This window comes from Kitasatospora sp. NPDC033851, from assembly GCF_055576085.1.
In genome coordinates this window covers 794,413-819,811 of the sequence record NZ_JBVIRL010000001.1, presented here as the reverse complement: position 1 = coordinate 819,811, position 25,399 = coordinate 794,413, and the positions used below count along the sequence as shown (strand labels likewise).

General features: G+C 73.2%; 25 protein-coding genes. 9 read left to right on the top strand and 16 right to left on the bottom strand.

Annotated elements, in window-relative coordinates; translation table 11 throughout:
* Positions 1-197: 197 nt before the first annotated feature.
* Positions 198-1,586 carry a M14 family metallopeptidase gene (locus tag ACZ51D_RS03220; RefSeq protein ID WP_465619214.1) on the bottom strand — a complete coding sequence of 463 codons (1,389 nt, stop codon included), beginning with the start codon at positions 1,584-1,586 and terminating at the stop codon, positions 198-200.
* 81 nt (positions 1,587-1,667) lie between these two features.
* On the opposite strand from ACZ51D_RS03220, the gene ACZ51D_RS03215 reads away from it, so the two are divergent.
* Entirely contained in the window at positions 1,668-2,012 is a 345-nt protein-coding gene (locus ACZ51D_RS03215; protein WP_465661033.1) for a hypothetical protein, read from the top strand.
* Positions 2,013-2,034: 22 nt separating this feature from the next.
* On the opposite strand, the gene ACZ51D_RS03210 is transcribed toward ACZ51D_RS03215, so the two are convergent.
* Positions 2,035-2,505: a MarR family winged helix-turn-helix transcriptional regulator gene (locus tag ACZ51D_RS03210; RefSeq protein ID WP_465619218.1), complete on the bottom strand. Its 471-nt coding sequence runs from the start codon at positions 2,503-2,505 to the stop codon at positions 2,035-2,037.
* Between the two features lie 64 nt (positions 2,506-2,569).
* Here ACZ51D_RS03210 and ACZ51D_RS03205 point away from each other — a divergent pair, with 64 nt between their 5' ends.
* Positions 2,570-3,118 carry a carbonic anhydrase gene (locus tag ACZ51D_RS03205; RefSeq protein WP_465661031.1) on the top strand — a complete coding sequence of 183 codons (549 nt, stop codon included), beginning with the start codon at positions 2,570-2,572 and terminating at the stop codon, positions 3,116-3,118.
* Positions 3,119-3,331: 213 nt separating this feature from the next.
* Positions 3,332-4,363 (top strand): medium chain dehydrogenase/reductase family protein, encoded by a 1,032-nt coding sequence (locus tag ACZ51D_RS03200; protein WP_465661025.1) that lies wholly within the window; start codon positions 3,332-3,334, stop codon positions 4,361-4,363.
* Between the two features lie 95 nt (positions 4,364-4,458).
* On the opposite strand, the gene ACZ51D_RS03195 is transcribed toward ACZ51D_RS03200, so the two are convergent.
* The 3 genes from ACZ51D_RS03195 to ACZ51D_RS03185 all read right to left on the bottom strand — a co-directional run bounded on the left by ACZ51D_RS03195 (position 4,459) and on the right by ACZ51D_RS03185 (position 7,408).
* A complete protein-coding gene (locus ACZ51D_RS03195) occupies positions 4,459-6,105 on the bottom strand; it encodes an IS1182 family transposase (protein ID WP_465661023.1) in 1,647 nt (548 codons plus the stop codon).
* A gap of 154 nt (positions 6,106-6,259) precedes the next feature.
* On the bottom strand, positions 6,260-6,712 hold the full coding sequence (locus tag ACZ51D_RS03190) for a hypothetical protein (protein WP_465661057.1): 453 nt from the start codon (positions 6,710-6,712) through the stop codon (positions 6,260-6,262).
* A 117-nt stretch (positions 6,713-6,829) separates the two neighbouring features.
* A complete protein-coding gene (locus ACZ51D_RS03185) occupies positions 6,830-7,408 on the bottom strand; it encodes a MarR family winged helix-turn-helix transcriptional regulator (RefSeq protein WP_465619658.1) in 579 nt (192 codons plus the stop codon).
* A 232-nt stretch (positions 7,409-7,640) separates the two neighbouring features.
* Between ACZ51D_RS03185 and ACZ51D_RS03180 the strand changes: the two genes are divergently transcribed.
* The 3 genes from ACZ51D_RS03180 to ACZ51D_RS03170 all read left to right on the top strand — a co-directional run bounded on the left by ACZ51D_RS03180 (position 7,641) and on the right by ACZ51D_RS03170 (position 10,481).
* Positions 7,641-8,840, top strand: coding sequence for a cytochrome P450 (locus ACZ51D_RS03180; RefSeq protein WP_465661022.1), 1,200 nt, complete (start codon positions 7,641-7,643; stop codon positions 8,838-8,840).
* A gap of 232 nt (positions 8,841-9,072) precedes the next feature.
* Entirely contained in the window at positions 9,073-9,270 is a 198-nt protein-coding gene (locus tag ACZ51D_RS03175; protein WP_465661020.1) for a ferredoxin, read from the top strand.
* Positions 9,267-10,481, top strand: a complete 1,215-nt coding sequence (locus ACZ51D_RS03170) for an NAD(P)/FAD-dependent oxidoreductase (RefSeq protein WP_465619652.1) — start codon at positions 9,267-9,269, stop codon at positions 10,479-10,481. The genes ACZ51D_RS03175 and ACZ51D_RS03170 overlap by 4 nt, the downstream gene beginning before the upstream one ends.
* Positions 10,482-10,566: 85 nt before the next feature.
* Here ACZ51D_RS03170 and ACZ51D_RS03165 read toward each other — a convergent pair whose 3' ends face one another.
* The 4 genes from ACZ51D_RS03165 to murQ form a co-directional block, all read right to left on the bottom strand.
* Positions 10,567-11,082 carry a MarR family winged helix-turn-helix transcriptional regulator gene (locus tag ACZ51D_RS03165; RefSeq protein WP_465661018.1) on the bottom strand — a complete coding sequence of 172 codons (516 nt, stop codon included), beginning with the start codon at positions 11,080-11,082 and terminating at the stop codon, positions 10,567-10,569.
* A complete protein-coding gene (locus ACZ51D_RS03160; protein ID WP_465661016.1) occupies positions 11,079-12,545 on the bottom strand; it encodes an MFS transporter in 1,467 nt (488 codons plus the stop codon). The genes ACZ51D_RS03165 and ACZ51D_RS03160 overlap by 4 nt, the downstream gene beginning before the upstream one ends.
* Before the next feature lie 270 nt (positions 12,546-12,815).
* Positions 12,816-13,385: a hypothetical protein gene (locus tag ACZ51D_RS03155; RefSeq protein ID WP_465661014.1), complete on the bottom strand. Its 570-nt coding sequence runs from the start codon at positions 13,383-13,385 to the stop codon at positions 12,816-12,818.
* Positions 13,386-13,767: 382 nt separating this feature from the next.
* Positions 13,768-14,766 (bottom strand): N-acetylmuramic acid 6-phosphate etherase, encoded by a 999-nt coding sequence (gene murQ / locus ACZ51D_RS03150; protein ID WP_465619647.1) that lies wholly within the window; start codon positions 14,764-14,766, stop codon positions 13,768-13,770.
* A 60-nt stretch (positions 14,767-14,826) separates the two neighbouring features.
* Between murQ and ACZ51D_RS03145 the strand changes: the two genes are divergently transcribed.
* Positions 14,827-15,450, top strand: a complete 624-nt coding sequence (locus ACZ51D_RS03145; RefSeq protein ID WP_465619645.1) for an endonuclease — start codon at positions 14,827-14,829, stop codon at positions 15,448-15,450.
* 61 nt (positions 15,451-15,511) lie between these two features.
* Here ACZ51D_RS03145 and ACZ51D_RS03140 read toward each other — a convergent pair whose 3' ends face one another.
* Positions 15,512-16,192 (bottom strand): DUF6445 family protein, encoded by a 681-nt coding sequence (locus tag ACZ51D_RS03140; RefSeq protein ID WP_360491290.1) that lies wholly within the window; start codon positions 16,190-16,192, stop codon positions 15,512-15,514.
* Between the two features lie 179 nt (positions 16,193-16,371).
* Positions 16,372-17,019 (bottom strand): TetR/AcrR family transcriptional regulator, encoded by a 648-nt coding sequence (locus ACZ51D_RS03135; protein ID WP_465619643.1) that lies wholly within the window; start codon positions 17,017-17,019, stop codon positions 16,372-16,374.
* 193 nt (positions 17,020-17,212) lie between these two features.
* On the opposite strand from ACZ51D_RS03135, the gene ACZ51D_RS03130 reads away from it, so the two are divergent.
* Positions 17,213-18,661: an MDR family MFS transporter gene (locus ACZ51D_RS03130; protein ID WP_465619641.1), complete on the top strand. Its 1,449-nt coding sequence runs from the start codon at positions 17,213-17,215 to the stop codon at positions 18,659-18,661.
* A gap of 71 nt (positions 18,662-18,732) precedes the next feature.
* Complete coding sequence (gene mca, locus ACZ51D_RS03125; RefSeq protein WP_465619639.1) at positions 18,733-19,638, top strand: mycothiol conjugate amidase Mca; 906 nt, start codon at positions 18,733-18,735, stop codon at positions 19,636-19,638.
* A gap of 13 nt (positions 19,639-19,651) precedes the next feature.
* Here the strand turns inward: mca and ACZ51D_RS03120 are convergent, their stop codons facing one another.
* The 5 genes from ACZ51D_RS03120 to ACZ51D_RS03100 all read right to left on the bottom strand — a co-directional run bounded on the left by ACZ51D_RS03120 (position 19,652) and on the right by ACZ51D_RS03100 (position 25,312).
* Positions 19,652-20,650: a YdcF family protein gene (locus ACZ51D_RS03120; RefSeq protein WP_465619637.1), complete on the bottom strand. Its 999-nt coding sequence runs from the start codon at positions 20,648-20,650 to the stop codon at positions 19,652-19,654.
* Positions 20,651-20,726: 76 nt separating this feature from the next.
* Positions 20,727-21,680, bottom strand: a complete 954-nt coding sequence (gene pip, locus ACZ51D_RS03115; RefSeq protein WP_465619635.1) for a prolyl aminopeptidase — start codon at positions 21,678-21,680, stop codon at positions 20,727-20,729.
* Between the two features lie 199 nt (positions 21,681-21,879).
* The gene (locus ACZ51D_RS03110) at positions 21,880-22,755 is read right to left on the bottom strand and encodes a lysophospholipid acyltransferase family protein (protein ID WP_465619633.1); all 876 of its coding nucleotides are present in this window, start codon (positions 22,753-22,755) and stop codon (positions 21,880-21,882) included.
* Positions 22,752-23,615 carry a GNAT family N-acetyltransferase gene (locus ACZ51D_RS03105; protein WP_465619631.1) on the bottom strand — a complete coding sequence of 288 codons (864 nt, stop codon included), beginning with the start codon at positions 23,613-23,615 and terminating at the stop codon, positions 22,752-22,754. The genes ACZ51D_RS03110 and ACZ51D_RS03105 overlap by 4 nt, the downstream gene beginning before the upstream one ends.
* 311 nt (positions 23,616-23,926) lie before the next feature.
* Complete coding sequence (locus ACZ51D_RS03100) at positions 23,927-25,312, bottom strand: serine hydrolase domain-containing protein (RefSeq protein WP_465619674.1); 1,386 nt, start codon at positions 25,310-25,312, stop codon at positions 23,927-23,929.
* Positions 25,313-25,399 lie beyond the last annotated feature (87 nt).

Here is a 25,399-nt window from a genome sequence, read left to right as displayed (position 1 = left end):
CGGAAGGCACGGCACGCGGCCTAATGGATCCAGTGCTCACGCCCTCGCGGGCGGGCACGCCACCCCATCAGCGGTCTGGCCTCCCGGCCGACCAGTCGGGGCACGGTCTGACCTCAGAGCTCGAACGGCTCCGGCGGCGAGAGTGCTCACCTGCTGGCGGCTACGGCACCGAGTCTTCTACAACCCGGTAGCTCCCATTAGGCGGGGATGCCGCAGTACTGCTGCTGTTTGCCGATCGCGCGGTAGACGCAGTCGGCCGTCTCCACCAGGCGCAGGACCGCTTCGCGGTTGCGGCTGGTCTCGCGGCCGATCACCTCGTCGGGCGGGTAGAAGCCGCTGCTGCCGTTCGGGCCGGGGTACATCTCGAAGGTGTAGGCGAAGACCCGTTGGGCGCCCCACAGCCAGTCGTCGATCGCGCCGTCGGTGATGTAGAGGTCGCTCGACTGCTCGGGCGTGTAGCCGTTGGTGGCGGCCATGGTGCGGCCGAGGGTGGCGAAGGTGTTGTACTCGTCGGCGGTCATGCCGGTGGCGGTGTCGGCGGTGGTCCAGCCGAACGGCCAGAGCACCAGTTCGCTGTAGGTGTGGAAGTCGATGGCGGCGGTGATCTGCTGCTTGCCGCCGACGACCCGGCTGCGGACGAAGTCGGCGACCACCTTGGTCTCCTTGGCGGACTCCGGGGCGCTGCCCCGGTAGGTCTCGTTGGAGGTGGAGCCGGAGGAGCCGCCGCAGCAGCCCCACTTGTAGTTCCAGTTGCGGTTGAGGTCGGTGCCGACGCTTTTGCTGGCGGGGTTGGGCTGGCGGTCCTTGCGCCAGCTGCGGTAGCGGCCGGTGGCGATGTCGTACTCGCCGCCGTCCGGGTTGAGGTCGGGGATCACCCAGATCTCGCGGCTGTTGACGGCGTTGGCGATGCGGCTGTCGGTGGCGTACTTGTCGCCGAACTCGTGCAGCAGGTAGAGGGCCATCTCGACGGTGAGGTGCTCGCGGGCGTGCTGGTGGGCGGTGAACAGCACCTCGGGCTCGTCCTCGTCGGTGCCGACGTTGTCGCTGATCTTCACCGCGACGATCGGCCGGCCCTCGTAGGAGGTGCCGATGACGCGCTTGCTCATGATGTCCGGGTGCGCGGCGACCACGGCGTCGATGTCGGCGGTGGCCTCGGCGTAGTTGTGGTAACCGGAGTCGGCCTGCGGGAAGTCGTACACCGGGCCGGCCAGGCTCTCGTCCAGGCCCTCGCCGCCGGGGCCGGAGCCCGACTCGGTGCCGTGGTCGGGGCCGGGCAGCGCGGTGGGGGACCACCCGAGCGTGCGCAGCCGGTCGGCCTCGGCGGGGGTGGCGGTGACCACCACCGCGTCGGGCAGGACGGCGTCGACGGAGGCGCCGGTGGCGGCGATGGTGGTGCGTTCGGCGACGGTACGGGGGCCGTCGAGCCGGTACTGCCGGGCGGTGTCGGCAGCGGTGTCCGCACCGGCGGATGTGGGCGCCGACAGGCGGTAGGGGGAGGCGGCCTGGGCGGTGATCGGGGTGGCGAGGGCGAGGGCCAGCAGAACGGCGGTGGCCGCGGCGGGCTTCCCTCGGCGGGGCAGTCGCATGACTGTCCTCCTGTGGGGGTCCGTGGGGGCGGAACGGTGGAGGAGGTGAGGCGCGCGCCAGCATGATGGTCCGTCAATGTCATGAGTTCGTCAAGAGGTTGGAATGACGCGGGCCGGTCGGAACGCATCGGCCAGGGGCGACTGGGGGCGGAAGCCGGGCATGAGGGGCGGCCGGATCGGGCGGCCGGGTCGGGCGGCCGGTCCGTCGTCGGCTACCGCCTCGACAAGTCGCAGACCTGGCACGCCCGCGGCCCGATCCTGCTCGGCTTCGGCTTCGGCTTCGGCTTCGGCACTGACGCCGGCGCCCTGCCCCGCGACCGCTGCCTCGTCGACGGCGTCTACACCGTCGACATCAGCGCCACCGGCTACCGGGCGCTGACCGTCGAGCACGGCTCCGCCGAGCCGCTCTGCGTGAAGATCTCCTGATCGCGCCCCGGGTGTCGCGGCCTCACCGTGGCGACTGGTCGGGGTCCAGTGCGGCGAGCCACTGGTCGAGGGTCTCGCGGGCGTCCGCGCCGATGGCTTCGATGATCCATGCCTGGCTGCGGTGCCAGGCCGGTTCGGCGTCGGCGAGCGCCCGGTACCCGGCTTCGGTGACGGTCACCCGGGTGGTTCGTCCCGTCGACGACGTCGCGGCCACCTCCACGAACCCGCGCTGCACCAGTCCGTCGAGGTTGCGGCTGACGGTCGAGCGTTCGATGCCGAGCCAGCCCGCGATCTCCGAGGGGCGTGCCGGGGCGCCGGCCGACGCCAGCTCGGAGAGCACCTCGACTTGCGGAAGGGTCAGCCCGAACTGGCGCAACTCCGCGTCGACCCGGCGACCGACCAGGCGCTGCAGGCGCGCGATCCGCCTGCCCAGGCACTCCTCCGACATCAGCGTCGCCTGCCGACGCGACTCGGCCACACTCTCCTGTTGCATCTACACCTCCGGTCTGTAGAGTACCCCCGCAGCATGTGTTGCATATACAACAAATGGAGGGGTCATGTCACGGTTCACCGAACTGCTCGACCGCAACCGCGAGTTCGCCGCGTCCGTCGATCCCGCAAGGCTGGTAATGCCGAGCGGGGAGGGCCTGCCAGACCGGCTTCTCCTCGTGCTGACCTGCGTCGACCCGAGGGTCGAGCCGGCCGGATTCCTCGGCCTCAGGACCGGGGATGCGGGCGTGCTGCGCAACGCGGGAGGCCGCGTCGACGACCGGGTCGCGGAGGACATCGCCTACCTCGCCCTGCGCCTGGGGGTGCGGATGGACGTCGCCGTCATCCATCACACGCAATGCGGGACCGGCAAGCTGTCCGAGCCCGCCTTCCGCCACGCCTTCGCCGGCCGCACCGGGCTCGACGGCGACGCCCTCGCGGCGAAGGCCGTGACCGACCCGACCGAGACCGCGCGCCAGGACGTCGCGAAACTGCTCGGCCACCCGCTGTTGTCCGGCGACACCCTCGCCTCGGTGTCCGGCCATGTGCTCCGGCTCGAAACGGGACTCGTCGAGACGGTCGTGGAGGCGGCCGCTCCGGCCGGACCCGCAGCCTGACCGGCCTGATCCGCAGCCGGCTCGGCCCGACAGCCCCGACCCGCCAATGCCGACCGCGCCCGCCAGGGTGTGGCCGGCATTGGCATGTCGCGTCCCGCGCGCCGCCTGCGCCTGCGCCTGCGTTAGAAGGTCTCACGTTTGTTGTTGACTGTCACCCCGGATGTGCGTTAGAACTTATAGCGAACACAACAGCTTCTACGAAAGGAGGCGGCCGTGACCAACGAGCGCCTTGTCGAGGTCGTTCTGCCGGGCATCGTCGACCCGGAGGGCCTGCAGATCCGCTACGCCTCCGTGCCGGAGCCCGGCCCGGGGCAGATCGTGATCGCCATGGAGGCCACCGGCGTCTCCTTCGCCGAGCAGCAGATGCGCCGCGGCCGGTACTACGACCAGCCGCCGTTCCCGTTCGTGCCCGGATACGACCTGGTGGGCCGGGTCCTGTCGACCGGGCCGGGCGTCGACCCGGCGCTGGCCGGGCGACGGGTGGCCGCGCTGGTGAAGGTCGGCGGCTGGGCCAGCCACGTGGTCGTCGACGCCGCGGACGCGGTCGACGTCCCCGAGGGCCTCACCGCGGCGCAGGCCGAGACGGTCGTGGTCAACGGCATCACCGCCTGGCAGATGCTGCACCGCAAGGCCCGGGTGTGCGCCGGGCAGACCGTCCTGGTCCACGGCGCGAGCGGCGGTGTGGGGTCCGTGCTGGCCCAACTCGCCCGCGCCGGCGGGGCGCGGGTGATCGGTACGGCCTCCGCCCGGCACCACGAGGCGCTGCGGGACTTGGGCGTCGTCCCCGTCGACTACCGGGCGGGAGACGTCCCCGCGCTGGTCCGGGAACTGGCGCCCGGCGGGGTGGACGCCGTCTTCGACCACGTCGGCGGCCGTAGCGTGATCGATTCCTGGCAGCTGCTCGCGCCCGGCGGCACCCTCGTCGCGTACGGCAGTGCCTCCACCCGCGACGACACCGGTTCCAAGCAGTGGCCGGTCCTCAAGATCCTTGCCCGTACCGCACTGTGGAACGCCCTGCCCAACGGCCGGCACGCGTACTTCTACAACATCTGGGCCGGCCGCGCGCTCGGTAAGGACCGCTTCCGGGCACAGCTTCGGAACGACCTCACCGAGGTGCTCGCCGCCGTGGGCCGTGGCGAGGTCACCGCCCGCATCGCCGCCCGACTGCCGCTCACCAGCGCCGCCGAGGCCCTGCGGCTGGCGGAGTCCGGCACCGTCACCGGCAAGATCGTGCTGACGGCCTGAGCCCCTGGCAGAGCTGCTCGCCCGAGCGGCCGGCGCACCGAAGAAAGCCCCCGCCGGGTTCCGGATGCTGTTGGTTAACTCCGCCCCGTTGGATCTCATCCAACGGGGCGGAGTGCTGCGAAGGGTGAGATGCGGGTTTTGGCGAGTGGTCTGCCGGTGAACCACGCGTCGAGGCGGGCGAGGTTGAGGGCTGCGCCGGTGAGCTGATGTTGCAGGCCGGTTTTGGCGAAGCCGCGGTAGCGGGATCGGCGCAGGCCGAAGGCTTGGATGCCTTGGGAGATGGTGCCCTCGACGCCGGCTCGGTGGCCGTATCGGCGGCGCCACTGGTCGGTGTCCTGCTCGGGCCGGGTCAGCTGGAGGATGTCGTGTTCTACGCGGGGCCGCAGGGTGAGGTTGCGGCCGGTCTTGGCATCGGTGCACGAAGTCCGCAGTTCGCAGGGGCCGCAGTCCCGAGCGGCGAACCGGACGCGAGTCACCGGGGTGTCCCGATGGCTGCGGGCCTCTCGCCACTGAACACTGGTCCGGCCGCCGGGACAGACCGCCTGGCGTTGGTCCCAGTCGACGGTGAAGCGGGTGCTGTCGAAGAAGTCGCCGGTGGCCTGTGCCCGGTTGGTGATCTTCCCGATCGGTCCGACGAGGTCGATGCCGTGATCGCGGCGGGCGCGGTGGATCTGCTCGGCGTCGACGTATCCGGCATCCAGCAGATGCTCGTCCGGCAGGAGCCCCCGTTCGGCCAGGGCGGTGTGGATGTCCTCCAGGACGACGACGTCGTTGACCGACGCCGGGGTGGTGTGGACGTGGGTGATCAGGTGCGGGGCGTCGGGCTCACAGGTCTCACTGAGGTGAACCTTGTAGCCGGACCATCCCAGGTCTCGCTTCGATCCCGTGCGGGCCTCGGGCTCGTAGGGCGTCCGTAAGCGGATCAGGCCCGGCGGGAGATCCTGCTTGTCCCGCCAGCGCGGAACATCGTTGACGCGGTGGAACTGCTGCACCCATGTCTGCCGCAGGAACTCCACCGCGGGCAGGCACCTGAGTCCCGGCGGGGCCGAGGCCGCCCAAACGGCCTCCAGCAGGACCGTCCCGTCTGCCCCGCACTGGTCCGCGTGTTCCACCCGGGCCGCCCATCGGGACGGGAACCGGGTGTCATCCGGCCGGGCCGAGTAGCGGTCGAACCACTCCGGCGCCGCCACCGCCGCCAGCCAGTCACCCGCCGCCTCGGCGACCTCGTTGAGCGCGGCCCGCAGTGTCTCGGCCACGAACTCCAGCCGGTTCAGGTCCTTGGTCGCGGCCAGTACGTGAGTGGCATCCGTGCGCTGTCGTCTGCCCGGCTTGACCAGCCCGGCTTCCCCCGCAGCCTTCAGCACCGCGTCGAACACCACCCGGCCCGCGTCGCCGTCGACCAGCCGGTCACGGAACTCGCCGAGCACGGAGAAGTCGAACCCGGTATCGGTCAGCTCCAGCGAGAGGGCGTACTTCCAGTCCAGACGCGAGCGGACCGCGTGCGCGGCCTGCCGGTCGGTCAGTCCTTCCGCGAACTGCAACACCGATACCAGCGCCAGCCGGGCCGGCGACAGCGCAGGGCGCCCCCGTACTGGGAACAGCCCCTCGAACTGGGCATCGACGAAGACCGGCCCGAGTCTGTCCCGCACCCGCATCGCCAGACAGCCCTTCGGGAACACCGCGCGAGCCACCCGCACCGTCTCCAGCGGAATCTCCGCCAGCTCCACCCCACGCAACGACACCGGACCCCACCCCTGAACACGACAACGGCCTGCACAACCCCAACGGGGTCGTACAGGCCGACGTCACGCAGGCCCTCACCGATTAACCAACAGCATCCGGTGGCGGTGGGGGCCTTCTTCGGCGCGCCGTTGGCCGTGCGCCGTGGGCCGTGGGTCAGCGCACGGTGACGGTGAAGACCGGGGAGGCGCTGTCCCCGCTGGTGATGCGCAGCTCGTTCAGGCCCTTGAGGCCGAGCTTCACGCCGAGCGAGTAGGAGCCGTCGCGGGTCGTGTGGACGGAGGCGGGCAGCGTGACCCAGCTGCCGTGCTGCTTCTGCTGCAGGGTCACCGTGCTGCCCGCCTTGAGGCCGGTGGTCGTGCCGGTGACGCGGAACAGCTGCCACGCCGGGACGGCGGAGACCGACGGCTGGGCGGTGATGGCGGCGTGCGCGGCGGCCGGCTGGGTGGCGGCCGACTGCACGATGCCCTGCTGCACGATGCCCGGCTGTGTGGCGGCCGCGGGCTGGGCGGCGGGGGCGGCGGCCATGGCGGTGCCCGCCAGCCCGAGGGAGATCACGCTGAGGGTGGTCACGGCGGCCAGGCGCAGGGAGTTCCGCTTGGAGACGATCACGGGTGCACCCCTTTCGAGGGGAGGTGATTGTTTCGGCCCGAAGGCGGATGCCGCGCTTCGGGCTCTGCCATCTCCAAGGACGCCCTGTTCGGCGGATCGGTTGTGGACGGATCGTCACTGGCTGGTAACGGTGGGCGATGTGGCTGGATCCGGGTCGGCGCGGTCGGCCGCTCCGGTTTCCTCGGCCGGTCCGTCCGGGGGAGTGTCGTCCTCGGACAGCGCCGAGGTCCGGACCCGGTGGACGTAGCGGTCGATCAGGTGGCGCAGCACGGTGACGGTGGCGGCGACGTCCGACTCCGGGATTCCCTCCAGCGCGTCGGCGAGCCCGGCGATGTTGGCCCGTTTCAGGCGGTCGAGCATCGCCCGCCCCTCGGTGGTCAGTTCGATCTGGCGGGCCCGCCGGTCCGCCGCGTCCGGGGTGCGCTCCACCAGCTGTTGGCCCTGCAACCGGTCGATCTGCCGGGTGACGTGGGAGGGCTTGACCATCAGCCGGGTGGCGAGGTCGCCCACCCGGCTGGCGCCCTGCCCGTCGGCGAGCGCGCGCAGCAGGTAGACGTCCGAGCGGGCCGCTGTGATGCCCGCCCGGGCGGCCTGGCGTTCGTGCTCCTGGGAGCGGGTCAGCAGGTAGGCCAGCGAGGCCAGCACGGCCTCCAGGTCGGAGGTGGCGGTCCGATGATCGGTGGCGTCCGGCATGGGGGAACTGTAGCGATCCGGTGCGGGGCGCGGTGGCGCTGCGGGTCCCTGACCGGTTTTCGGACAGATCCGACCGTCGCCCGGTGAGCCCTTTCATCGCCACGGATCGCGAGTTAGCGTGACGGTGAGTTAGTTGCTTAGGGCATGTAAATGGTCCGGAACTGCTCCGCGGTGCCGCGGGCCCACCCGCCCGACGCCGTCGGCACCCGAAGCTCCGAGAAGGGAGCCCATGATGGCCACAACCGCTCAGACCCCCCGGTTCGCCCACCCCGCCGCCCGCGGTGGCTGCCCGTTCGACCCGCCGCCCGCCTACCGGCAGGCCCAGCAGGAGGAGCCGATCAGCCGCGTCTCCCTGTGGGACGGGGCCCCCAGCTGGCTGGTCACCCGCCACGAGGACGTCAAGGCGGTACTCGGCGACGCCCGCTTCAGCTCGGACGCCACCCGCTCCGGCTTCCCGTTCATCAGCGCCGGCGCCCGGCAGCTGAGCAGCGGTCAGCCCACCTTCATCAGGATGGACGGCCAGGAGCACGCCCGGCTGCGCCGGATGCTCACCGGGGAGTTCATGATCAAGAAGGTCGAGGCGCTGCGCCCCGAGATCCAGCGCATCGCCGACGACCTGCTGGACCGGATGACCGCCGGGCGCACCCGTGCCGACCTGGTTCGCGAGTTCGCCCTGCCGCTGCCCTCCCTCGTCATCTGCCTGCTGCTCGGAGTCCCGTACCAGGACCACGACTTCTTCCAGGAGTGCAGCCGGATCCTGCTGCGCCGTGACTCCTCGGCCGAGGAGGTGGGCGCCGCCCAGCAGAGACTGGCCGACTACCTGGTGAAACTCGCCGAGGCCAAGCGCGCCGAGCCCGACGGGAGCATCCTCAGCCGGCTGGTCGAGCGCGGCGAGCTGGACACCGAGGAGATCGGCGCGATGGGCCGGCTGCTCCTGGTGGCCGGGCACGAGACCACGGCGAACATGACCGCGCTCTCCGTCCTCGCCCTGCTGCAGAACCCCGACCAGCTCGCCCACCTGCGCGCGCACCCGGAATCCGTCGCCGGCGCGGTCGAGGAACTCCTGCGCTACCTGACCATCGTGCACTCAGGCCTGACCCGGGTCGCCACCGAGGACGTCACCGTCGGCGGGGTCCGGATCGGGGCCGGGGAGGGCGTGATCTGCATGATCAACACCGCCAACCGGGACGCGCGGGAGTTTCCGGACGGCGCCGCCCTCGACCTGTCCCGTGACGCCCGCCTGCACCTGGCCTTCGGCTTCGGCGTCCACCAGTGCCTGGGGCAGCCGCTCGCCCGGCTGGAACTGCAGATCGCGCTGAACACCGTCCTGCGGCGGCTGCCCCGACTGCGCCTGGCCGTTCCGTTCGAGGACGTCCGCTTCCGCGGCGAGATGCTCATCTACGGCGTCCAGGAGTTGCCCGTCGGCTGGTGACCGACGGTTGGTGACTGAGGCTCGGTGCCCGACGGCTGGTGGCCGAGGCTCGGTGCCCGACGCCTGGTGGCCGACGCTCGGTGCCCCGCGCTTGCTGGCCGATGCCTGGTGACCGTCGGCACCGCGACCGGGCCGGGCCCCGGGCCCTGTCGGCCACCCGCCGCAACAGCCAACCACCCCAGTGCAGTTCGCCCCCGGCAGGCCGATCCTGCCGCGTCCCGAAAGGAACCCCATGCTCGTCCAGATCGACCAGGAGAAGTGCTGCGGCGCCGGACACTGCGTGCTCGCCGTCCCCGAGGTCTTCGACCAGCGCGACGAGGACGGCATCGTCGTCCTGCTCGACGCCCAGCCCCCGGCCCAGTCCCACCAGGCCGTCCGGGACGCCGCCGCGGTCTGCCCGGCCGCCGCGATCCGGCTGGACGAGGCGTGAGCACACCGCGCGCGGTGGCCGTCGTCGGCGCGGGCGCGGCGGGACTGCACACCGCCGAGGCGCTGCGCCGCGCCGGGTACGACGGCCGCCTCACCCTGATCGGGGCCGAGGAGGAGCCGCCGTACGACCGCCCGCCGCTGTCCAAGCAGCTGCTCGCCGGGCAGTGGCAGCCGGAGCGCCTGGCGCTGCGCGGCCCGCAGGCGCTGGACGAGCTCGGCCTCGACCTGCGCCTCGGGGTGCGGGCCGAACGCCTCGACCGGCGCGAGCGGACGGTGGAACTGTCCGACGGTCGGCGGGTGCGGTGCGAGGCCCTCGTCCTGGCCACCGGGGTCCGGCCGCGCCGGCTTCCGGGCGCCGACGCCACCACGCCCGGCGCCCACGTGCTGCGCACGCTCGCCGACGCGCTCGCGCTGCGCGCCGAACTATCCGCGGGCGTCCGGCTGTTGGTGGTCGGAGGCGGGCTGCTCGGCGCGGAGGCGGCGGCCACCGCCGTCGGGCTCGGGGCCGAGGTGACCTGGCTGACGTCCACCGCCACACCCCTGGCCGCCGTGCTGGGCACCGAGTCGGCCGCGCTGCTGACCGCCCTGCACCGCGAGCACGGGGTGCGGATCCGGCAGGGCGTGGCCGCGGCGGTCGTCCGGCGCGGCGACCGGGCCGCCGGGGTGCGGCTGGCCGACGGCACCGAACTGTCGGCCGATGTCGTGCTGATGGCCATCGGGTCGGTGCCGGACACCGAGTGGCTGGCCGGCAGCGGCGTCCGGCTGGACGACGGCGTGGTCTGCGACGCCCACTGCGCCGCGGGCCCCGGCATCTGGGCGGCGGGCGACGCCGCCTCCTGGCCTGACCCCCGCACCGGCCGTCGACGGCGCCTGGAACAGCGCACCAACGCCACCGAGCAGGCCCTGTGCGTCGCCCGGAACCTGCTGGCCGGCCAGGACGGCGGGCGACAGGCGTACGAGCCGGTCCCGTACCTGTGGACCGACCAGTACGGGCTGCGGGTCCAGGCCTTCGGCCGCCCGGGCGGCGCCGACCGCTTCGAGGTCGTCGACGGCGGCCTCGAGGAGCGCCGCTTCGCCGGCGCCTGCGTACGGGACGGGCTGGTCGTCGGCGCGGTGGGCATCGCCTCCGCCCGGGCGCTGCGGCAGTTGCGTGCGCAGGTCGCGGCGTACGGCCCGTGGCAGGGTGCGCCGTGGCAGGGCGTTCCGGCCTGAGGCGAGGCGACGTTCGAGGGGGCCGCCGCCGGAGCCCGTCGGCGGCCCCCGGCTGTCGGCGGCCCCTCCAGCCGTCCGCAGCCCCTCAGCTGTCCGCGTCTCCTCCGTGGGTGGTGGGCGGTTCGGCCCTCGGTGGGTGCGGGGGCGGCTCGGGTGTTCCGGGCTCGTTCAGCAGCAGTTCCAGCAGCGGGAGCGCCGCCTCCAACTCCCGGCACTGGCGCGCGCTGAGCCGGGTGCTGCGGCGGGCCAGGAGCGCGGAGCGTTCCCGACGGATCCGGGACAGCGCCTCCTCGCCCTGTGGCGCCAGGGCCAGCAGTTGGGACCGGTCGTCCAGCGGGTCCGGTGTCTTGGCGATCAGCCCGGCCGCGGTCAGCGGCGCGAGCGTGCGGACCATGGAGGGGACGGCCACCCCCTCGCGCGCCGCCAACTCCCCGAGCCGTAGCGGGCCGTGCTGCTCCACCCGGGCCAGCGCGGAGAGTTGGGCGGCGGTCAGGTCCTGGTCGTCGGCGGCGCGGGCCATCTGCCGGTTGAGCCGGCCGATCACCAGGCGCAGCCGGACCACCGCCTCGGCGGGGAGTCCGGCGCCGTCCGCCCCGGTCACGTCGCGTCCGCCGTGGTCGGGTCCGCCTTCGCTTCGGCCGCGTCGGCGTCCGCCTCGGCGGCGGCGACGGCGGCGGGCCGGGGGCGTTCGCGGGCCAGCGAGACGGCCGCCGCGACCAGCGACATCGCGATCGCCAGCCAGAAGACCACGACCAGGCCGTCGTGGAAGGGCCCGGAGATCAGCTGCGGGAAGAACTCCCGGCCGGTCAGCGTCTGCGCGTTGCCGGGCGGGAGCTGCCCGAGCACGTGCGGGCCCAGCAACTGCTGGATCGGGTTGTAGCCGAGGAAGGCGGCGAAGAGGGTGCCGACCGGTGGCAGGGCGGCGATGGCCCGGGCGTCGCCGACGGGGACGCCTTGCGCGGTCAGTCCCGCGGTGAGCGTGTGCGGAAGCGACCCGGCGAGGCCCGCCACCATCAGCGAGAAGAACACGCCGATCGACAGCACCATGCCGGCGTTCTGGAAGGTGGCCCGCATGCCGGAGGCGGCGCCGCGCGCCTCCGCGGGCACGCTCGACATGATCAGCGCGGTGTTGGGCGCGGCGAACAGGCCGCCCCCCAGACCGTTGAGGAACACCAGGACGGCGAACCAGGGGTAGCCGAAGTCGGTCGGCAGCAGAAGCAGTCCGGCGAAGGACAGCGCCATCACCACCAGCCCGCCGGAGGCGAACAGCCGGGCCCCGGCGCGGTCCGAGAGGTACCCGGAGAGCGGCCCCGCGGCCAGGAAGCCGACGGTCAGCGGGACCAGGTAGATGCCGGCCCACAGCGGGGTGTCGGCGTAGTCGTAGCCGTGCAGCGGCAGCCAGATGCCCTGCAGCCAGATGATCAGCACGAACTGGAGCCCGCCGCGGGCGATCGAACCCAGCAGGGTGGCCGCGTTGCCCCCGGTGAAGACCGGGGCGCGGAAGAGCCTCAGCGGGAACATCGGCTCGGCGACCCTGGATTCGACCAGGCAGAACACGGCCAGCAGCGCGACCCCGCCGATCAGCCCGGCCGGCACCCACGGGTTGGTCCAGCCCATGGTGCGGCCGCCGTACGGCTGGATGCCGTAGGTGATCGCCGCGAGCAGGACGGTCAGGCCGACCGCGAAGGTGACGTTGCCCCACCAGTCGACCCGGGCGGGCCGCCGTACCCCCGTGTCGCGCAGCGAGCGGTAGGCCCAGACCGTGCCGAGGACGTCGCCGAGCCTGCCGAGCGTCACCACCAGCACGGCGGTGACCAGCATGTACCCCATCAGCATCCAGAGCAGGTAGCTGACGTTGCCCGGCTGCAACGGGTCCAGCCCGATGCCGTTGAAGATCGCGGGCAGCGAGATCAGCACGATCGACGCGTTGATGGTGGCGATCAGCGTGCCGAGGGTGGTGTTCGACAGGGCCACCCACTTGTACCGGGGGTGGTCCGGTTCCACACCGCCGCGGACCCGGCGGACGCGTCCGGTCCTGCCGCCACCGGAAAGTCGAGTCGCCACCGCTGCCTCCTGGTGAGGGGCCCATCGGGCCGCCGGGGGTCGGAGAGGGGGACTTCGATAGCTTCCGCCAGCTAACGATAGGCCGACCGGGGTCGGGTCGGTAGGGCCCGGGAACACGCGGGGCGCGACCGGGGCACGGGCCGTACCCCCGCCGTCGCTGGGGCGCCAGGGGTACGGGCCGTGCTTACGGGCCCAGGCGTGCGGTCGTCCGAGTGGCAGGTGTGCGGGCCGGGCTCAGGTGCCCAGGCGTGCGGTCGTCCGGGCCGGGGGTCAGCTCGGGAACGGCCAGGTCGGGCACCACGGCCAGGTGACCTGACCCGGGTAGGGCGGGCCCCACGGCGGGCACGGGGGCAGGGTCGGCGTCGACTGGACGCTGCTCCACAGGGCCTTGCCGTTCAGCTGGACCGCGATGGCGCCCTCGTTGTAGATGACCAGCTCGGCGCCGGGGTGGCCGCCGGTGTTGCTGGCCCACAGCGGGGTGTTGTCGGCGGCGTACACGACGAGGTTGCCGTCGTCCTGCATGACCAGGATGTTGCCGTTGGGGATGGCGCCCTTGGCCACCCAGATCGGGGTGGTGCCGCGGTACAGGACGACATTGCCGTCGCCCTGCATGGCCAGCATGATCTGGCCGTTCGGCGAGTACCAGGCCTGGTTGCGGTTCAGCAGGCTGTTCATCGGGATGTGGGTGGGCTCGGTCAGCGCGGCGGCCGCGGCCGGAGCAGCAGCAGGAGCGGTGGCCGGAACAGCCGGGGCGGCGTCGGCGGTACCCGTGGTGAGGGCGCCGAACCCGATCGTGGCGAGGGCGGCCAGAGCGGCGACCCGGGAGCGGAGGCTGGACATGGGTGGGTGTGAAGTCCTTCCGTGTGAAAGGGAGTTGACGGCGTAGCGGGGTTTCCTGTGGCGCCTCGCCGGTGTGTCCGGCGCCGCACCTCACGCTAGGGTCGCGGCGCGATGCCGAGCGGCAGGTCCACCGGCAGCTTCCGTCCCGACGCTTGCCGCCTGCCCCGCACGCTTGCCGTCTGCCCCGCACGCCTGCCGCCTGCCTCGCACGCCGCCTGCCCGAGCCTCGGCCGGAGGCGGGGCGGTCGAACGGGGCGACGACTGTTTTCCCGGCTCCGGCGAAGACCTTCGGTGTGGCCCGGTTTTCCGTTGACCGCGACAGCGTGACCAGTTGTTCTCCGAGCTCGGCGATCCCGTCCTGGCCGTCGCCGACGGGCTTGGATCAGCCGTTGCGGGCTGCCTCCAGAGCCTCGCGCAGTCGACCGTTCGCGGCGGTGAGCAGCCGGGCGGCGGCGGGCGCGTCGATGTCGGCGAGCAGGAGCAGGATCGCGTCCTTGGCCCGCCCGTCGGTCGCGGTGAGGGCGCGACGGATGCTCTGGTCGTCGGCGCCGGTGGCCTCGGCGACGATCCGCCGGGCGCGCTCGCGCAGCTTGCTGTTGGTGGCCCGGACGTCGACCATCAGATTTCCGTACGTCCGCCCGAGGCGGACCATCACGGCCGTCGACAGCATGTTGAGCACCAGCTTCTGCGCGGTCCCCGCCTTGAGCCGGGTCGAGCCGGCCAACACCTCGGGGCCCACCTCCACCTCGACGGCCAGTTCGGCGGCGGCCGCCAGCGCCGAACCGCGGTTGCAGGCCAGCCCGACGGCCAGCGCGCCGGTGGCCCGTGCGGCCCGTACGGCCGCCACCGCGTACGGCGTGCGGCCGGAGGCGGAGACGCCGACCAGGGTGTCGGCGGGGGTGAGGGCGAGCACGGCCACGTCGGCCTCGGCGAGGTCGGGGCGGTCCTCGGCGCCCTCGGCGGCCTCCGTCACGGCCGTCCGCCCGCCCGCGATCAGGCCGACGACGAGTGCCGGGTCGGTGCCGAAGGTCGGCGGGCACTCGGCGGCGTCCAGCACCCCGAGCCGGCCGGCCGTTCCCGCCCCGGCGTAGACCAGCCGTCCGCCGCGCGCCATCCGGGCGGCCACCGCGTCGACCACGGCGGCGATCCGCTCCAGCTGTCCGCCGACGGCGGCGGCGACCGTGCGGTCTTCGGCGTTCATCAGACGGAGCAGCTCGGCGGTGGGCAGTTCGTCGATCGCGGCCCAGTCGGGGCGGATCGCCTCGGTCGGTGGGACGGTGGGTGGCACAGCCGGTGGCGCGGTGGGTGGCACGGGGGGTGGTGCGGCCGGTGGTACGGCGGGCCGGTTCGGGCGGGTGTGGTCCGTGGGGTCCTGGTCCATGCGGCGAGCGTCCCCTGGTGCGAGGGGCCCGAATCCGGGCAGGCGTGGGGGGAGGAGGTGATGACCGTGCAAGCAACCGTTTCCGAGTTGCTGGACCGGTTCGGCCGCACCTACGCGGAGGAAGCCGGGATCACGCTGCGCGACAAGCCCTCGCCGCTCTACCGGCTGCTCGTCCTGACCGTGCTGTGCTCGGTGCGGATCAGCGCCGACACCGCCACGGCGGCGGCGCGCGAGCTGTCGGCCGCCGGTCTGCGGACTCCACGCGCGATGGCCGACGCCCGGCGCGGCACGCTGATCGCCGCGCTCGGCCGGGCCCACTACGTGCGCTACGACGAGAGCACCGCCACCGCGCTCGGCCGGGGCGCCGAGCTGCTGCTCGACCGCTGGCACGGCGACCTGCGGCGGCTGCGGGAGGAAGCGGGCGGCGAGCCGGAGCGGATCGGCGAGCTGCTGCGGGAGTTTCCCCGGATCGGGCCGGTCGGGGCCGGGATCTTCCGGCGGGAGGCGCAGGCGGTCTGGCCGTCGCTGCGGCCGTACTTCGACGAGCGGGTACTGGAGGAGGCCCGGACGCTGGGGCTGCCGGCGAGTCCGGCGGGCCTGGCGCAGCTGGTCGCGGCGAAGGACCTGGCCCGGCTGGCGGCGGCGCTGACGCGGGCGAGCCTGGCGCACGTCGGGGCGGCCTGAGCTGCCCGGCGGCGCCGCCCGCCGCGTCGTCACGGCGTCACGTTGTCACGGCGTCGTGGCGTCAGGCCATCCAGAAGAACACCGCCGTCATCCGGCGCTCCGCCAGCTCGTCGCCGTAGTAGCCGGTGGCGCTGTGGATCAGATTGGCGTTGTAGAGCAGCAGTTGGTTGTAGCGGTTGGGGACGCGGACGTCCTCGACGAAGTGGTCGGCGGGCACGCGGCGGGTGCCGAGCGCCTCGACCAGATTGTTGTGCGGGGCGTCCACCACGTTGCCGCCAAGGCGACCACCGGGGAACTGCTGGCGGTAGAAGCTGGTGCCGGCGTCCTTGGGTGCGCCCGGGCTGAGGTAGAGCACGGCGGCGAAGCGGCAGAGGGCGCGCGAGTCGGTGTGCGGGCGGGACTCTGACTCCCCGGCGCCGACGACCTGGACGCAGTTGTGGTTGAGCGTGCCGCCGCCCGGGGTGCTCTGCACCCAGAGTCGGGAGGCACCGGTCGCCTTGCGGACCTGGGACTCGACCCGGGCCAGCTCCTCGGGCTCCAGGCCCGGCATGGTGCGCAGTCCGGGCCAGGTCTCGGGGCGGTGCGGGTAGCCCTCGGTCCACTCGCCGCGGGCCAGGCAGCGTTCGCGGACGGCGTCCGGGTCGGGCAGGACGTCGTTCAGGACCCAGTAGTCCCGGCCCCGGGTGGGCTTGCGGTACGGCAGGACCGGCAGCGCGGTGGGCCTGATGGGCTGTGAGGGCATGGGCCGACGATAGAGGCGGTGATCGTCAACCTTCTGCCGTGAGCAGGTCAACCTTTCGTCAAGGGTGCTCTGTCCCGGGTGGACCGTCCTGTGCGGTGGACCGTCCGGTGCGGGGTGTTCTGCCCTGTGCGGGCTGTTCTGCGCGGATCGTCCCGAGTGGCTCGTCCTGGGTGGGATCGCTAGGCCTCCCGTACGGCGAAGCCGCCCAGGGCGCCCTCCAGCCGGTCGTAGGCGCGGACGGCGGAGGGCCGCACCGCGGCGGCGATCGCGGCGTGGTCCTCGTCGGCCAGGGTGTGGCGGAGCACCTCGGCGAACACCGCCCGGTCGACGGCGCCGAACAGCGCGGCGGCGACCCGGCTCTCGAAGCCGACGGGTCTCTCGTGCACGGCCTCGGCCAGCGCCTCGGCGAGGGCGGTCTCGCTCTGCTCGTGCACCTCGCGCAGCCGGGCGACCAGGGCCGGACTGTCGAAGACCGTGCGGGCGAAGGCCGGGCCGGAGAAGCCGAGCCGTGGGTCGTGCCGGTCGATCCTGGCCAGGCAGTCGCGGCGCAGCGCGGCGAGCGCGGACTCACCCGGCGCGCGCTCGGCGACGGCCCGGGCGAGCCGGCCGACGAGCTCCTCGTGCAGGTCGAAGAAGAGGTCCTCCTTGCGCGGGAAGTGGTTGGTGACGGTCATCTTGGCGACGCCCGCGGCGGCCGCGACCTCGGCGATGGTCGTCCGGTCGAAGCCCTGCTCGATGAAGAGCCTGGTCGCGGCGTGCGAGATCGCCTCGCGGGTGCGGCGCTTGTTGAGTTCGCGCAGGTTGGGCGCGGTCCCGGTCTCGGTCATGGCGGGAGCCTAGCGCAGGTCGCTGGGTCGAGCACAGTAATTAGGCTTGACCCAGCAAGTGGGTCCGTCCTAAGTTCTTCTCGGGCGGTCGGAACGGCTGCCGGAGGGCCGTCGGAGCGATCGCCACAGTGATCGCCGGGGTGGCTACAGGGCTCGAGGGCGACTCGCCCGAGGGGCGACCAGGGGAGGGCGCATGACCACATCCGTCACTGCGAAGGGCCGGCGAGGGGGAGTCCGGGAGGGGGAACCGGAGGCGATCCCGTCGAGCCTGTGGAAGATGGCCTCGGTGCTCGCGCTGGGTCCGGTGCTCGCACTGCTGGACACCACGATCGTCAACGTCGGCATCGACTCCGTCGGCCGCGATCTGCACAGCTCGATCGCCGCGGTGCAGTGGGTGGCCACGGGGTACCTGCTGGCGATCTCGCTGACGATGCCGCTCTCGGGCTGGGCCGCTGGTCGCTTCGGGGCCCGGCGGGCGTGGCTCGCCTCGGTCGTCCTGTTCGTGCTCGGGTCGGCGCTGTGCGGTCTGGCCTGGTCGACGGGCAGTCTGATCGCCTTCCGGGTGCTGCAGGGGATCGGCGGCGGGATGATTCAACCGCTCGGCCAGGCGATCATCATACAAGCGGCCGGGCCGTCCCGGATGGGGCGGGTGATGGGCACCCTGATGCTCCCGATCAGCCTGGCCCCCGTCCTGGGGCCGATCCTCGGCGGGCTGGTGCTGGAGCACCTCGACTGGCGCTGGATGTTCCTGCTGAACGTTCCGGTCGGGCTGTTGATTCTGCTGTCGGCCGCCCGCTGGCTGCCGGCTGACGAGACGTCGGACGCGCCGAAGCCCCGGCTGGACGTGACCGGCCTGGTGCTGCTCTCGCCCGGCCTGACCGGGCTGGTCTACGGGCTCTCGACGATCGGTGGCGGCGGAGCGGCCGGCTGGGCCGCTCTCGGGGCGGGCGCGATGCTGGTGGCGGTCTACGGCTGGTACGCGCTGCGGGTGGGGCGCGGTGGTGTCCGGACGCCGCTGATCGACCTGCGGCTGTTCGCCCGGCGCGGCTTCACCGTGGCGACGGCGAACAGCTTCCTGCAGGGCGCCGCGCTCTACAGCTCGATGTTCCTGGTGCCGCTCTACTACCAGCAGGTGAAGCACGCCGGGGCGGTGGAGGCCGGCCTGTTGCTCGCACCGCAGGCCCTCGGCACGGCGGTCACCGCGATGCTGGCCGCCCGAATAACCGACCGCCTCGCGCCGCGTCCACTGATCATGATCGGCATCGCCTGCTCCCTCGTCGGCACGCTCGCGTTCACCCAGTTGGGCAGCGGCTCCGACCCGGCCGACTGGCTGATCGCCGGCTCGCTGGCGCTGCGCGGCGCGGGCATGGGGCTCATCGCGATCCCCGGCCTGGCGGCGGTGTACGGGAGCGTCGAGAAGGCCCAGGTGCCGGCGGCCGCGGGTGCGGTCAACGTGCTGAACCGGATCGGCGGGGCGCTCGGGACGGCAGTGCTGACGCTGGCCCTCCAGCAGGCACAGCACGGCCACCCGGACCGTCCGGGCGCGGCCTTCGGGGAGACCTTCTGGTGGGGGCTGGTCCTGTCCGCGCTGGCGATCGGGCCGGCCTGGCTCTACCCGAACACCCGCAAGAACGCTGCCTGACCGGGCCGTCGGTTCTTCGACCGCCAGCTCTTCGACCGCCACTTCCTCGATCGACGCTCACGGAGGTATCCATGTTCACCAAACACCCCGGCGGCCTGCGCCTGCTCACCGTGCACGCGCACCCCGACGACGAGTCCAGCAAGGGCGCGGCCACCCTCGTCCGGTACGCCTCCGAGGGGGTGGAGGTCCTGGTCGTCACCTGCACCGGCGGTGAGCGCGGCTCGGTGCTCAACCCGGCGATGGACCGTCCCGAGGTCCGGGCCGACATCGCCCGGATCCGGCGCGAGGAGATGTCGGCCGCCCGGGAGATCCTCGGGGTGCGCCAGCAGTTCCTCGGCTTCGTCGACTCCGGCATGCCGGGGCCGGACGAGCCGCTGCCCGAGGGCTGCTTCGCTTCCCAGCCGGTCGAGGCCGCGGCGGCGCCGCTGGTCGCACTGATCCGCGAGTTCCGCCCGCACGTGGTGATCACCTATGACGAGACCGGCGGGTACCCGCACCCGGACCACGTGATGACCCACCAGGTCACCGTGGCGGCCTTCGAGGCCGCCGCCGACCCGGGGCGCCACCCCGAAGCGGGCGAGCCCTGGCAGGCGTCCAAGCTCTACTACCACGTGGTGCTCTCCCGGGCCTGGTTCCAGACCCTGCACGACGCCATGACGGAGCGCGGCGTCCCCTCGGCCATGGGCGAACTGCTCGCCGGGTGGCCCGACACCCCGCCCGTCCTGACGACCACCACCCGGATAGCGTGCGCCGAGCAGTTCGCCGTACGGGACGCGGCGATGCTGGCGCACGCCACCCAGGTCGCGCCGGGGGTCGCGTTCATGGCCCACCCGCGGGACATCGAGCGCGAGGTCTGGCCGACCGAGGACTACCACCTGGCCCGGAGCCTGCTGCCCGTGGCCGGTGGAGCAGGCGGGGCGGCCGGGGCGGGCGGGGTTGAGAACGACCTGTTCGCCGGGCTCAGGCCGGAGGGGTAGGTGACATGGGCGCTCAGAGCGCCGCGAGCACCCCGCAGAGTGCGAGGAGGCCGCAGATCCCGAAGTTGACGAGCTTGTGCGAGAGGAACACCGCCGCGAACTCGCGGATGGTTGCGGTCGGCCAGTAGTACCGGGCGGTGGGCGAGCCGAAGACGTGTCCGTTGACACCGGTCTTGCGGGCGAGGAGCGCCGCCCGGAAGGCGTGGAAGTTGTTGGTGACCACGACGCAGCGGTAGTCGGGCTTGGCCTGTTCCATGATGGCCTTGCTGAAGAGCAGGTTCTCCTCGGTAGTGCGCGAGCGGTCCTCCCGTTCGATGTGTTCGGCCGGGAAGCCGCGCTCGGTCAGGTAGTCGGCCATCGCATGGGACTCAGGCAGCTTCTCGTCCGGTCCCTGGCCGCCCGAGGTGATCAGTACCGGCGGATTGCCGTGCGCGGCCTGCTTCTCGTACGCCTCGCGGCCCCGGTTGAGCCGGCTGGCCAGCAGCGGCGGGACGCGCTCGCCGCCGATCAGCCCGGAGCCGAGCACGACCACGAAGTCGACGTCCCGGCGAGGCCGGTGGCGGCTGTACAGGAAGGCGTAGCCGACGAAGCAGACGAACAGGAACGAGACGTAGAGGACCACCAGGACGGCGGTGCCCGCCAGGATGGCCAGCCGCCGCGAGCCGGTGGCGAGGGCGGCGAGCAGCAGCACGATGACGGTGATGATGCCCAGCCCGGCGAGCAGCGACAGCAGGTTGGCGGGTCGTCTGCCCTCCTTGCGGATCATGGTGAGCCCGTTGGAGAGCAGGAACCAGACCAGGGCCGCCGTGCCGAGGGCCGGCAGCAGGATGATCGCCGCCGCGACGATCTCCACCACCGTGGTGGTCGTCCTGCGGAGTTCGGTGAGCAGGGCGAGGGAGAGGAGCGAGACGGCGATACCGAGGAGGACGGCGTTGCTGAACTGGCGGCGGTCGCGCAGTACCCCGATCCCGAACAACAGGAAGAACAGGGCGGCTGGGGCGTAGGCGATCATGCATCGTATCGTAGGGGTTCATTGGAATGGGCCACTTGTGACGAACGGTCCAACTGCCCGTGCGGAGCCCGGGTGTTCAGGCTAAGCGCTCGATCGCGGCCACGACCGCCTCCGTCATCCTCGGGCTTCCGGTGTGCCCGGACTCGTCGATGACCGTCAGACGGGCGTCCGGCCAGGCCTTGGTCAACTTCCAGGGAATGCCGAGCGGTGCTCCGAGGTCCAGCCGGCCGTGGATCAGCTCGGCCGGGATCCCGGCCAGTCGTCCGGCGTCGCGCAGCAGTTGGCCGTCCTCCAGGAAGGCCTGGTGCGAGAAGTAGTGCGCGGTGATCCGGGTGAAGGCCATCAGGGCGTCGGAGGGGCGGTCGGTGTAGGCGTTCGGCTTGCCCAGGGCCTCGTGCGAGATGACCGCGTCCTCCCAGGTGGCCCAGGCGGTGGCGGCGGCTCGTCGGACCGTCTCGTCGGGGCTGTTGAGCAGTCGGCTGTAGGCGGCGAGGAGGTCGCCGTTGCGGTCGGCGGTCGGCAGGAAGTCCCGGAACTCCTCCCACGGCCCGGGGATCAGCCGGCCGACTCCCCGGTAGAGCCAGTCGAGTTCGTCGGTGTCGGTCATGGTGACCCCGCAGATGACGATCCCGGACACGCGCTCGGGGTGGGCCTGGGCGTACGCGAGGATCAGCGTGGATCCCCACGAACCGCCGTACAGCAGCCACTTGTCGATGCCGAGGTGTTCCCGAAGTCGCTCCATGTCGGCGATCAGGTGACGGGTGGTGTTGTGCTCCATCCCGGTCGACGGGTCGGCTGCGTGCGGCCGGCTCTGCCCGCAGCCGCGCTGGTCGAACTGGACGACGTGGTAGCGCTCCGGGTCGAAGTACCGTCGGGCGCCCGGACTGTGGCCGGACCCGGGCCCGCCGTGCACCACCGCGGCCGGCGTGCCCGCCGGGTTGCCGGAGGCGTTCCAGTGCATCCGCTGCCCGTCGCCGACATCCAACAGGCCTTGCGCGTACGGTTCGTAGAGGGGGTACGTGTCGGGCATCGGTGACTCCTCCGTGGTCGTACGGGCCGGGGTGCCCGGCGAGCCTATCCCGCGGCCGGGGAGCCGGTGGGGCCCTCGGGTGCCTTGGGCCGGGCCCGACCGGGGCCGTCCCGGGTGGTGCCGTCGGCGCGCGGCGACCGCACCCGGCGGCGTCGGCCGAGGCCCACCGAGCTTGACCGGCCGCCGTCGTGGCGGCCGGTCAGTGGATCCCTTCCACCGCCGCCTGCGCCGTCCGGGCCAGTTCGCGCCGGGCGTCCGCCCGGGTGGACGCCCGGGCGGGTCGCGGGGCGGGCGGCGGGATCGGCGGCAGGAACGTCACGTCGGCGACCAGCCCGCGGGCCGCGACCACCCGGGCGAGGGAGGTGAGCAGCCCGTCGTCCCCGACGAAGGCGGGGACGCTGGTCGGCCGTCCGTCCGCCAGCCGGTAGCGGATGGTCACCGGCTGGACGAAGGCGCGCGCCTCCACCGCGGCCTGGAACAGCGCGGGCCGGAACCGGCCGCTCTCCCGCCCGCACCAGGTCGAGCCCTCCGGGAAGACGATCACCGGGCGTCCGGAGCGCAGCACCTCGGCTACCGCCGCCACGGTGTCCGGCAGCGTCCGCAGCCGGTCGCGGTCCAGGAAGACGGTGCCGCCCCAGGCGACCAGCCGGCCGAGGACCGGCCACTGCCGGACCTCGGTCTTGGCCAGCGACCGGCCCGGACGTCCGGCCGCGAGCAGCGGGATGTCCAGCCAGGACACGTGGTTGGCCACCACGAGCACCCCGCCGCCCCCGCCCCCGGCCGCACCGACAGGCCCGCCCCCGCCCCCGGCCGCACCGACAGGCCCGCCGTCGGGCCCGGCGAGGTGGACGGTCACCCCGAGGGCGCGGAGCAGAATGCGCGCCCAGAGCCGGATCAGCCGCTCCCGGCCGCCGTACGGGAGCAGGCGGACCGGCGGGATGAGCGCGACGCCGACCACGACCGCCGCCAGACAGGCCGTCAGCCGCAGCACCCGCCGGGGGTGGGAGACATGCGGTGCGGGGCCGGCCAGGCAGGTCTCGGGCCGGCAGGTCGCCGTGGGCAGCCAGACGCTCATGCCGCGGTGCCCAGGCCGGGCAGCCCGGAGAGGAAGTGCCGCAGGTAGCGCGGGTCGGTGCGCTCCAGCGAGAGCAGTACGTACAGATCGGCGCAGTGGAAGTCCGGGTCGTACGCGGGCTCGCCGCAGACCCAGGCGCCGAGCCGCAGGTAGCCGCGGAGCAGGGCCGGCAGCGCACCCCGCTCGGCGCGCGGCACACCGGTGGCGTCCCAGCGGCGGCGCGGGGCGACCCGGTACTCCGCGGGCGCCAGGTGTTTGGCGCTGACGGTGTCCCAGACCCGGGCGGCGGTGGCGCCGCCGTCCTCCAGGCCGATCGAGCAGCAGCCGCCGACCCAGGTGTTGCCGGTGTCGGCGAGGTAGCGGGCGATGCCGCCCCACATCAGGTTGATGACGGCGCCGTTGCCCCGGTGGTCCGGGTGGATGCAGGAGCGCCCGAGCTCGACCAGGCCCGGGCGGACCGGCGCCAGGGCCGACAGGTCGAACTCGCCTTCGGAGTACAGCCGTCCGGCCCGCCGGGCGGCCTCGGGGCGCAGCAGCCGGTAGGTGCCGACGACGGTGCCGTGCTCGCCCTCGCGGACCAGGAGGTGGTCGCAGTACTCGTCGAACGGGTCGACGTCCAGGCCCGCGACCGGGCTGTGCAGGACGGCGCCGAGCTCGGCGGCGAACACCTGGTGGCGCAGCCGCTGGGCGGCCCGCACGTCGTCCTCGTCGCGGGCGAGGGAGACGGTGTAGGCGGGGGTGGCGAGGGAGGCGGGGGCGGACGCGGACACCGGCGCGGGCCGGTGGCGCGGGGCGGGGACCGCCGGGGTGTCGTGGGCGGGGGCGACTGCGGACGGAGTGTACGTGGGGACGGTGGTCATGGCGGACCCTCCAGGGCAGCACGATCGGCGGTGCCGTGGATCGCCAGGGCACCGTCCCGGTCCGCAGGTGGTTGGGCATGGACGCGAACCGGTCTCGGTATGTCTCTCCGAGTCGGTTGGCATCCACGTTGCGGCACGGCGGAGCGCAGATGTGCACCTGCTGAATGGGACCACCCGTGGCCTGCCGGTCATCTGCCCGGCACCGGGCGCTCGTTCGCAGGGGGTGGACAACGGGGGCGTGCGGCTGCACCGTACGCCCCCGCGGTCGCGGTCACCCCACCCGGGCCACCCGGCTCACGTGCCGACCCGGCTCACATGGCCCGCCAGCCCGCCGGGTCGACGCCGCCCGGGACGGCGTCGGCCGGTCCGTACGGTTCGCGGGTGTAGACGAAGGAGCCGACGTCCAGGTGGCTGACCGTGCCGTCGGCGCCCCGGACCACCCGCAGGGTCTCGCCCGCGTAGTAGTTGTCCAGGCCGGTCCAGGTGCCGTCCGCCTCGGGCCGGAAGCACGAGCCGCGGCCGCCGCCGGCGCCGGCGAGCGGCGCGAGCTCCAGCACCCGGCCGGCCCGTAGCCGCAGGGCGTTCGGCGCGGCGCCCCAGTACCAGGGGCCGGTCAGCTCCAACAGCTCCTCGTCCACCTCGTTCAGCGGGCGCCACGGCTCGGGCAGCCGCGGCTCGTGCTCGGCGGTGAGCGCGATCAACCGGGCGGCCAGCTGCGCGGTGTCGGCACCGCTGGTGGCGTTGGAGAGGGCGAACGCGGCCAGGCCGTCGGCCTCGCTGATCCACAGGCCCGCCGTGAAGCCGGGCATCGAGCCGGTGTGCCCGGCCAGCAACCGGCCCCCGTGTCGGCGCAGTTGCAGGCCGAGGCCGTACGCCTTGGTCCACCCGGCGTCCTCCGGGGCGACGGCGGGGCGGCGCATCTCGGCGAGGGTGTCGGCGGACAGCACCTTGTCGTCGCCGACGGCGAGGAAGGCCGCCCAGCGGGCCAGGTCGGCGCCGGTGGACCAGAGTTGGCCGGCCGGGCCCATCAGGCCGGTGTCGGTGAGCGGCTCGGGCTGCATGACGTCGGCCCACGGGTGGACGGCGAAGCCCCCGGCGTGCGGGTGCTCGGGCAGCAGCGTGGTGCGGTCCATGCCCAGCGGCGCCAGCACCTCGCGGTGCAGCACCTCGCCCCAGGGCTCGCCGCGCAGCTTCTCCACCAGCGCGCCGAGCAGCGCGTAACCGGGGTTGGAGTAGTGGTGGAGCCGGCCGGCCGGGTGCTTGAGCGGACGTTCGGCCTCCAGGAGGTCGCCGAGGCCGGGCCGCAGCGAGCCCTCGGTCCGCTCCCACCACGGGCCGGGGGTCTCGGCGGCGAGCCCCGCGGAGTGCGAGAGCAACTGGGCGATCGTCGCGCCGCCGGCCGGGGTGCCGGGCAGGTGGTGGGAGAGCGGGTCGGCGAGGTCGAGCAGGCCCTCGTCGCGCAGCCGCAGCACCAGCACGGCGACGAAGGTCTTGGTGAGCGAGCCGATCCGGTACTGGACGTCCGGGGTCGGCGCGTGGCCGTCGATCATGCTGCGGGCGCCGCTCCACACCAGCCGCCCGCCGCGCACCACGCCGGCGACGATCGAGGGCGTGCGCCCCTCGGACTGGGCGACGGCGAGCCGGTGCAGCAGGGCGCGGCGGGTGGTGGGGAGCAACTCGTCGGGCAGGTCGGTCATGTGGTCTTCGAAACTCATCGACATGTGACGGACAGTAGTCCAGCCCGGCCCAGCCTCCGACCGGATAAACCGCCCCGCCTCCGACCG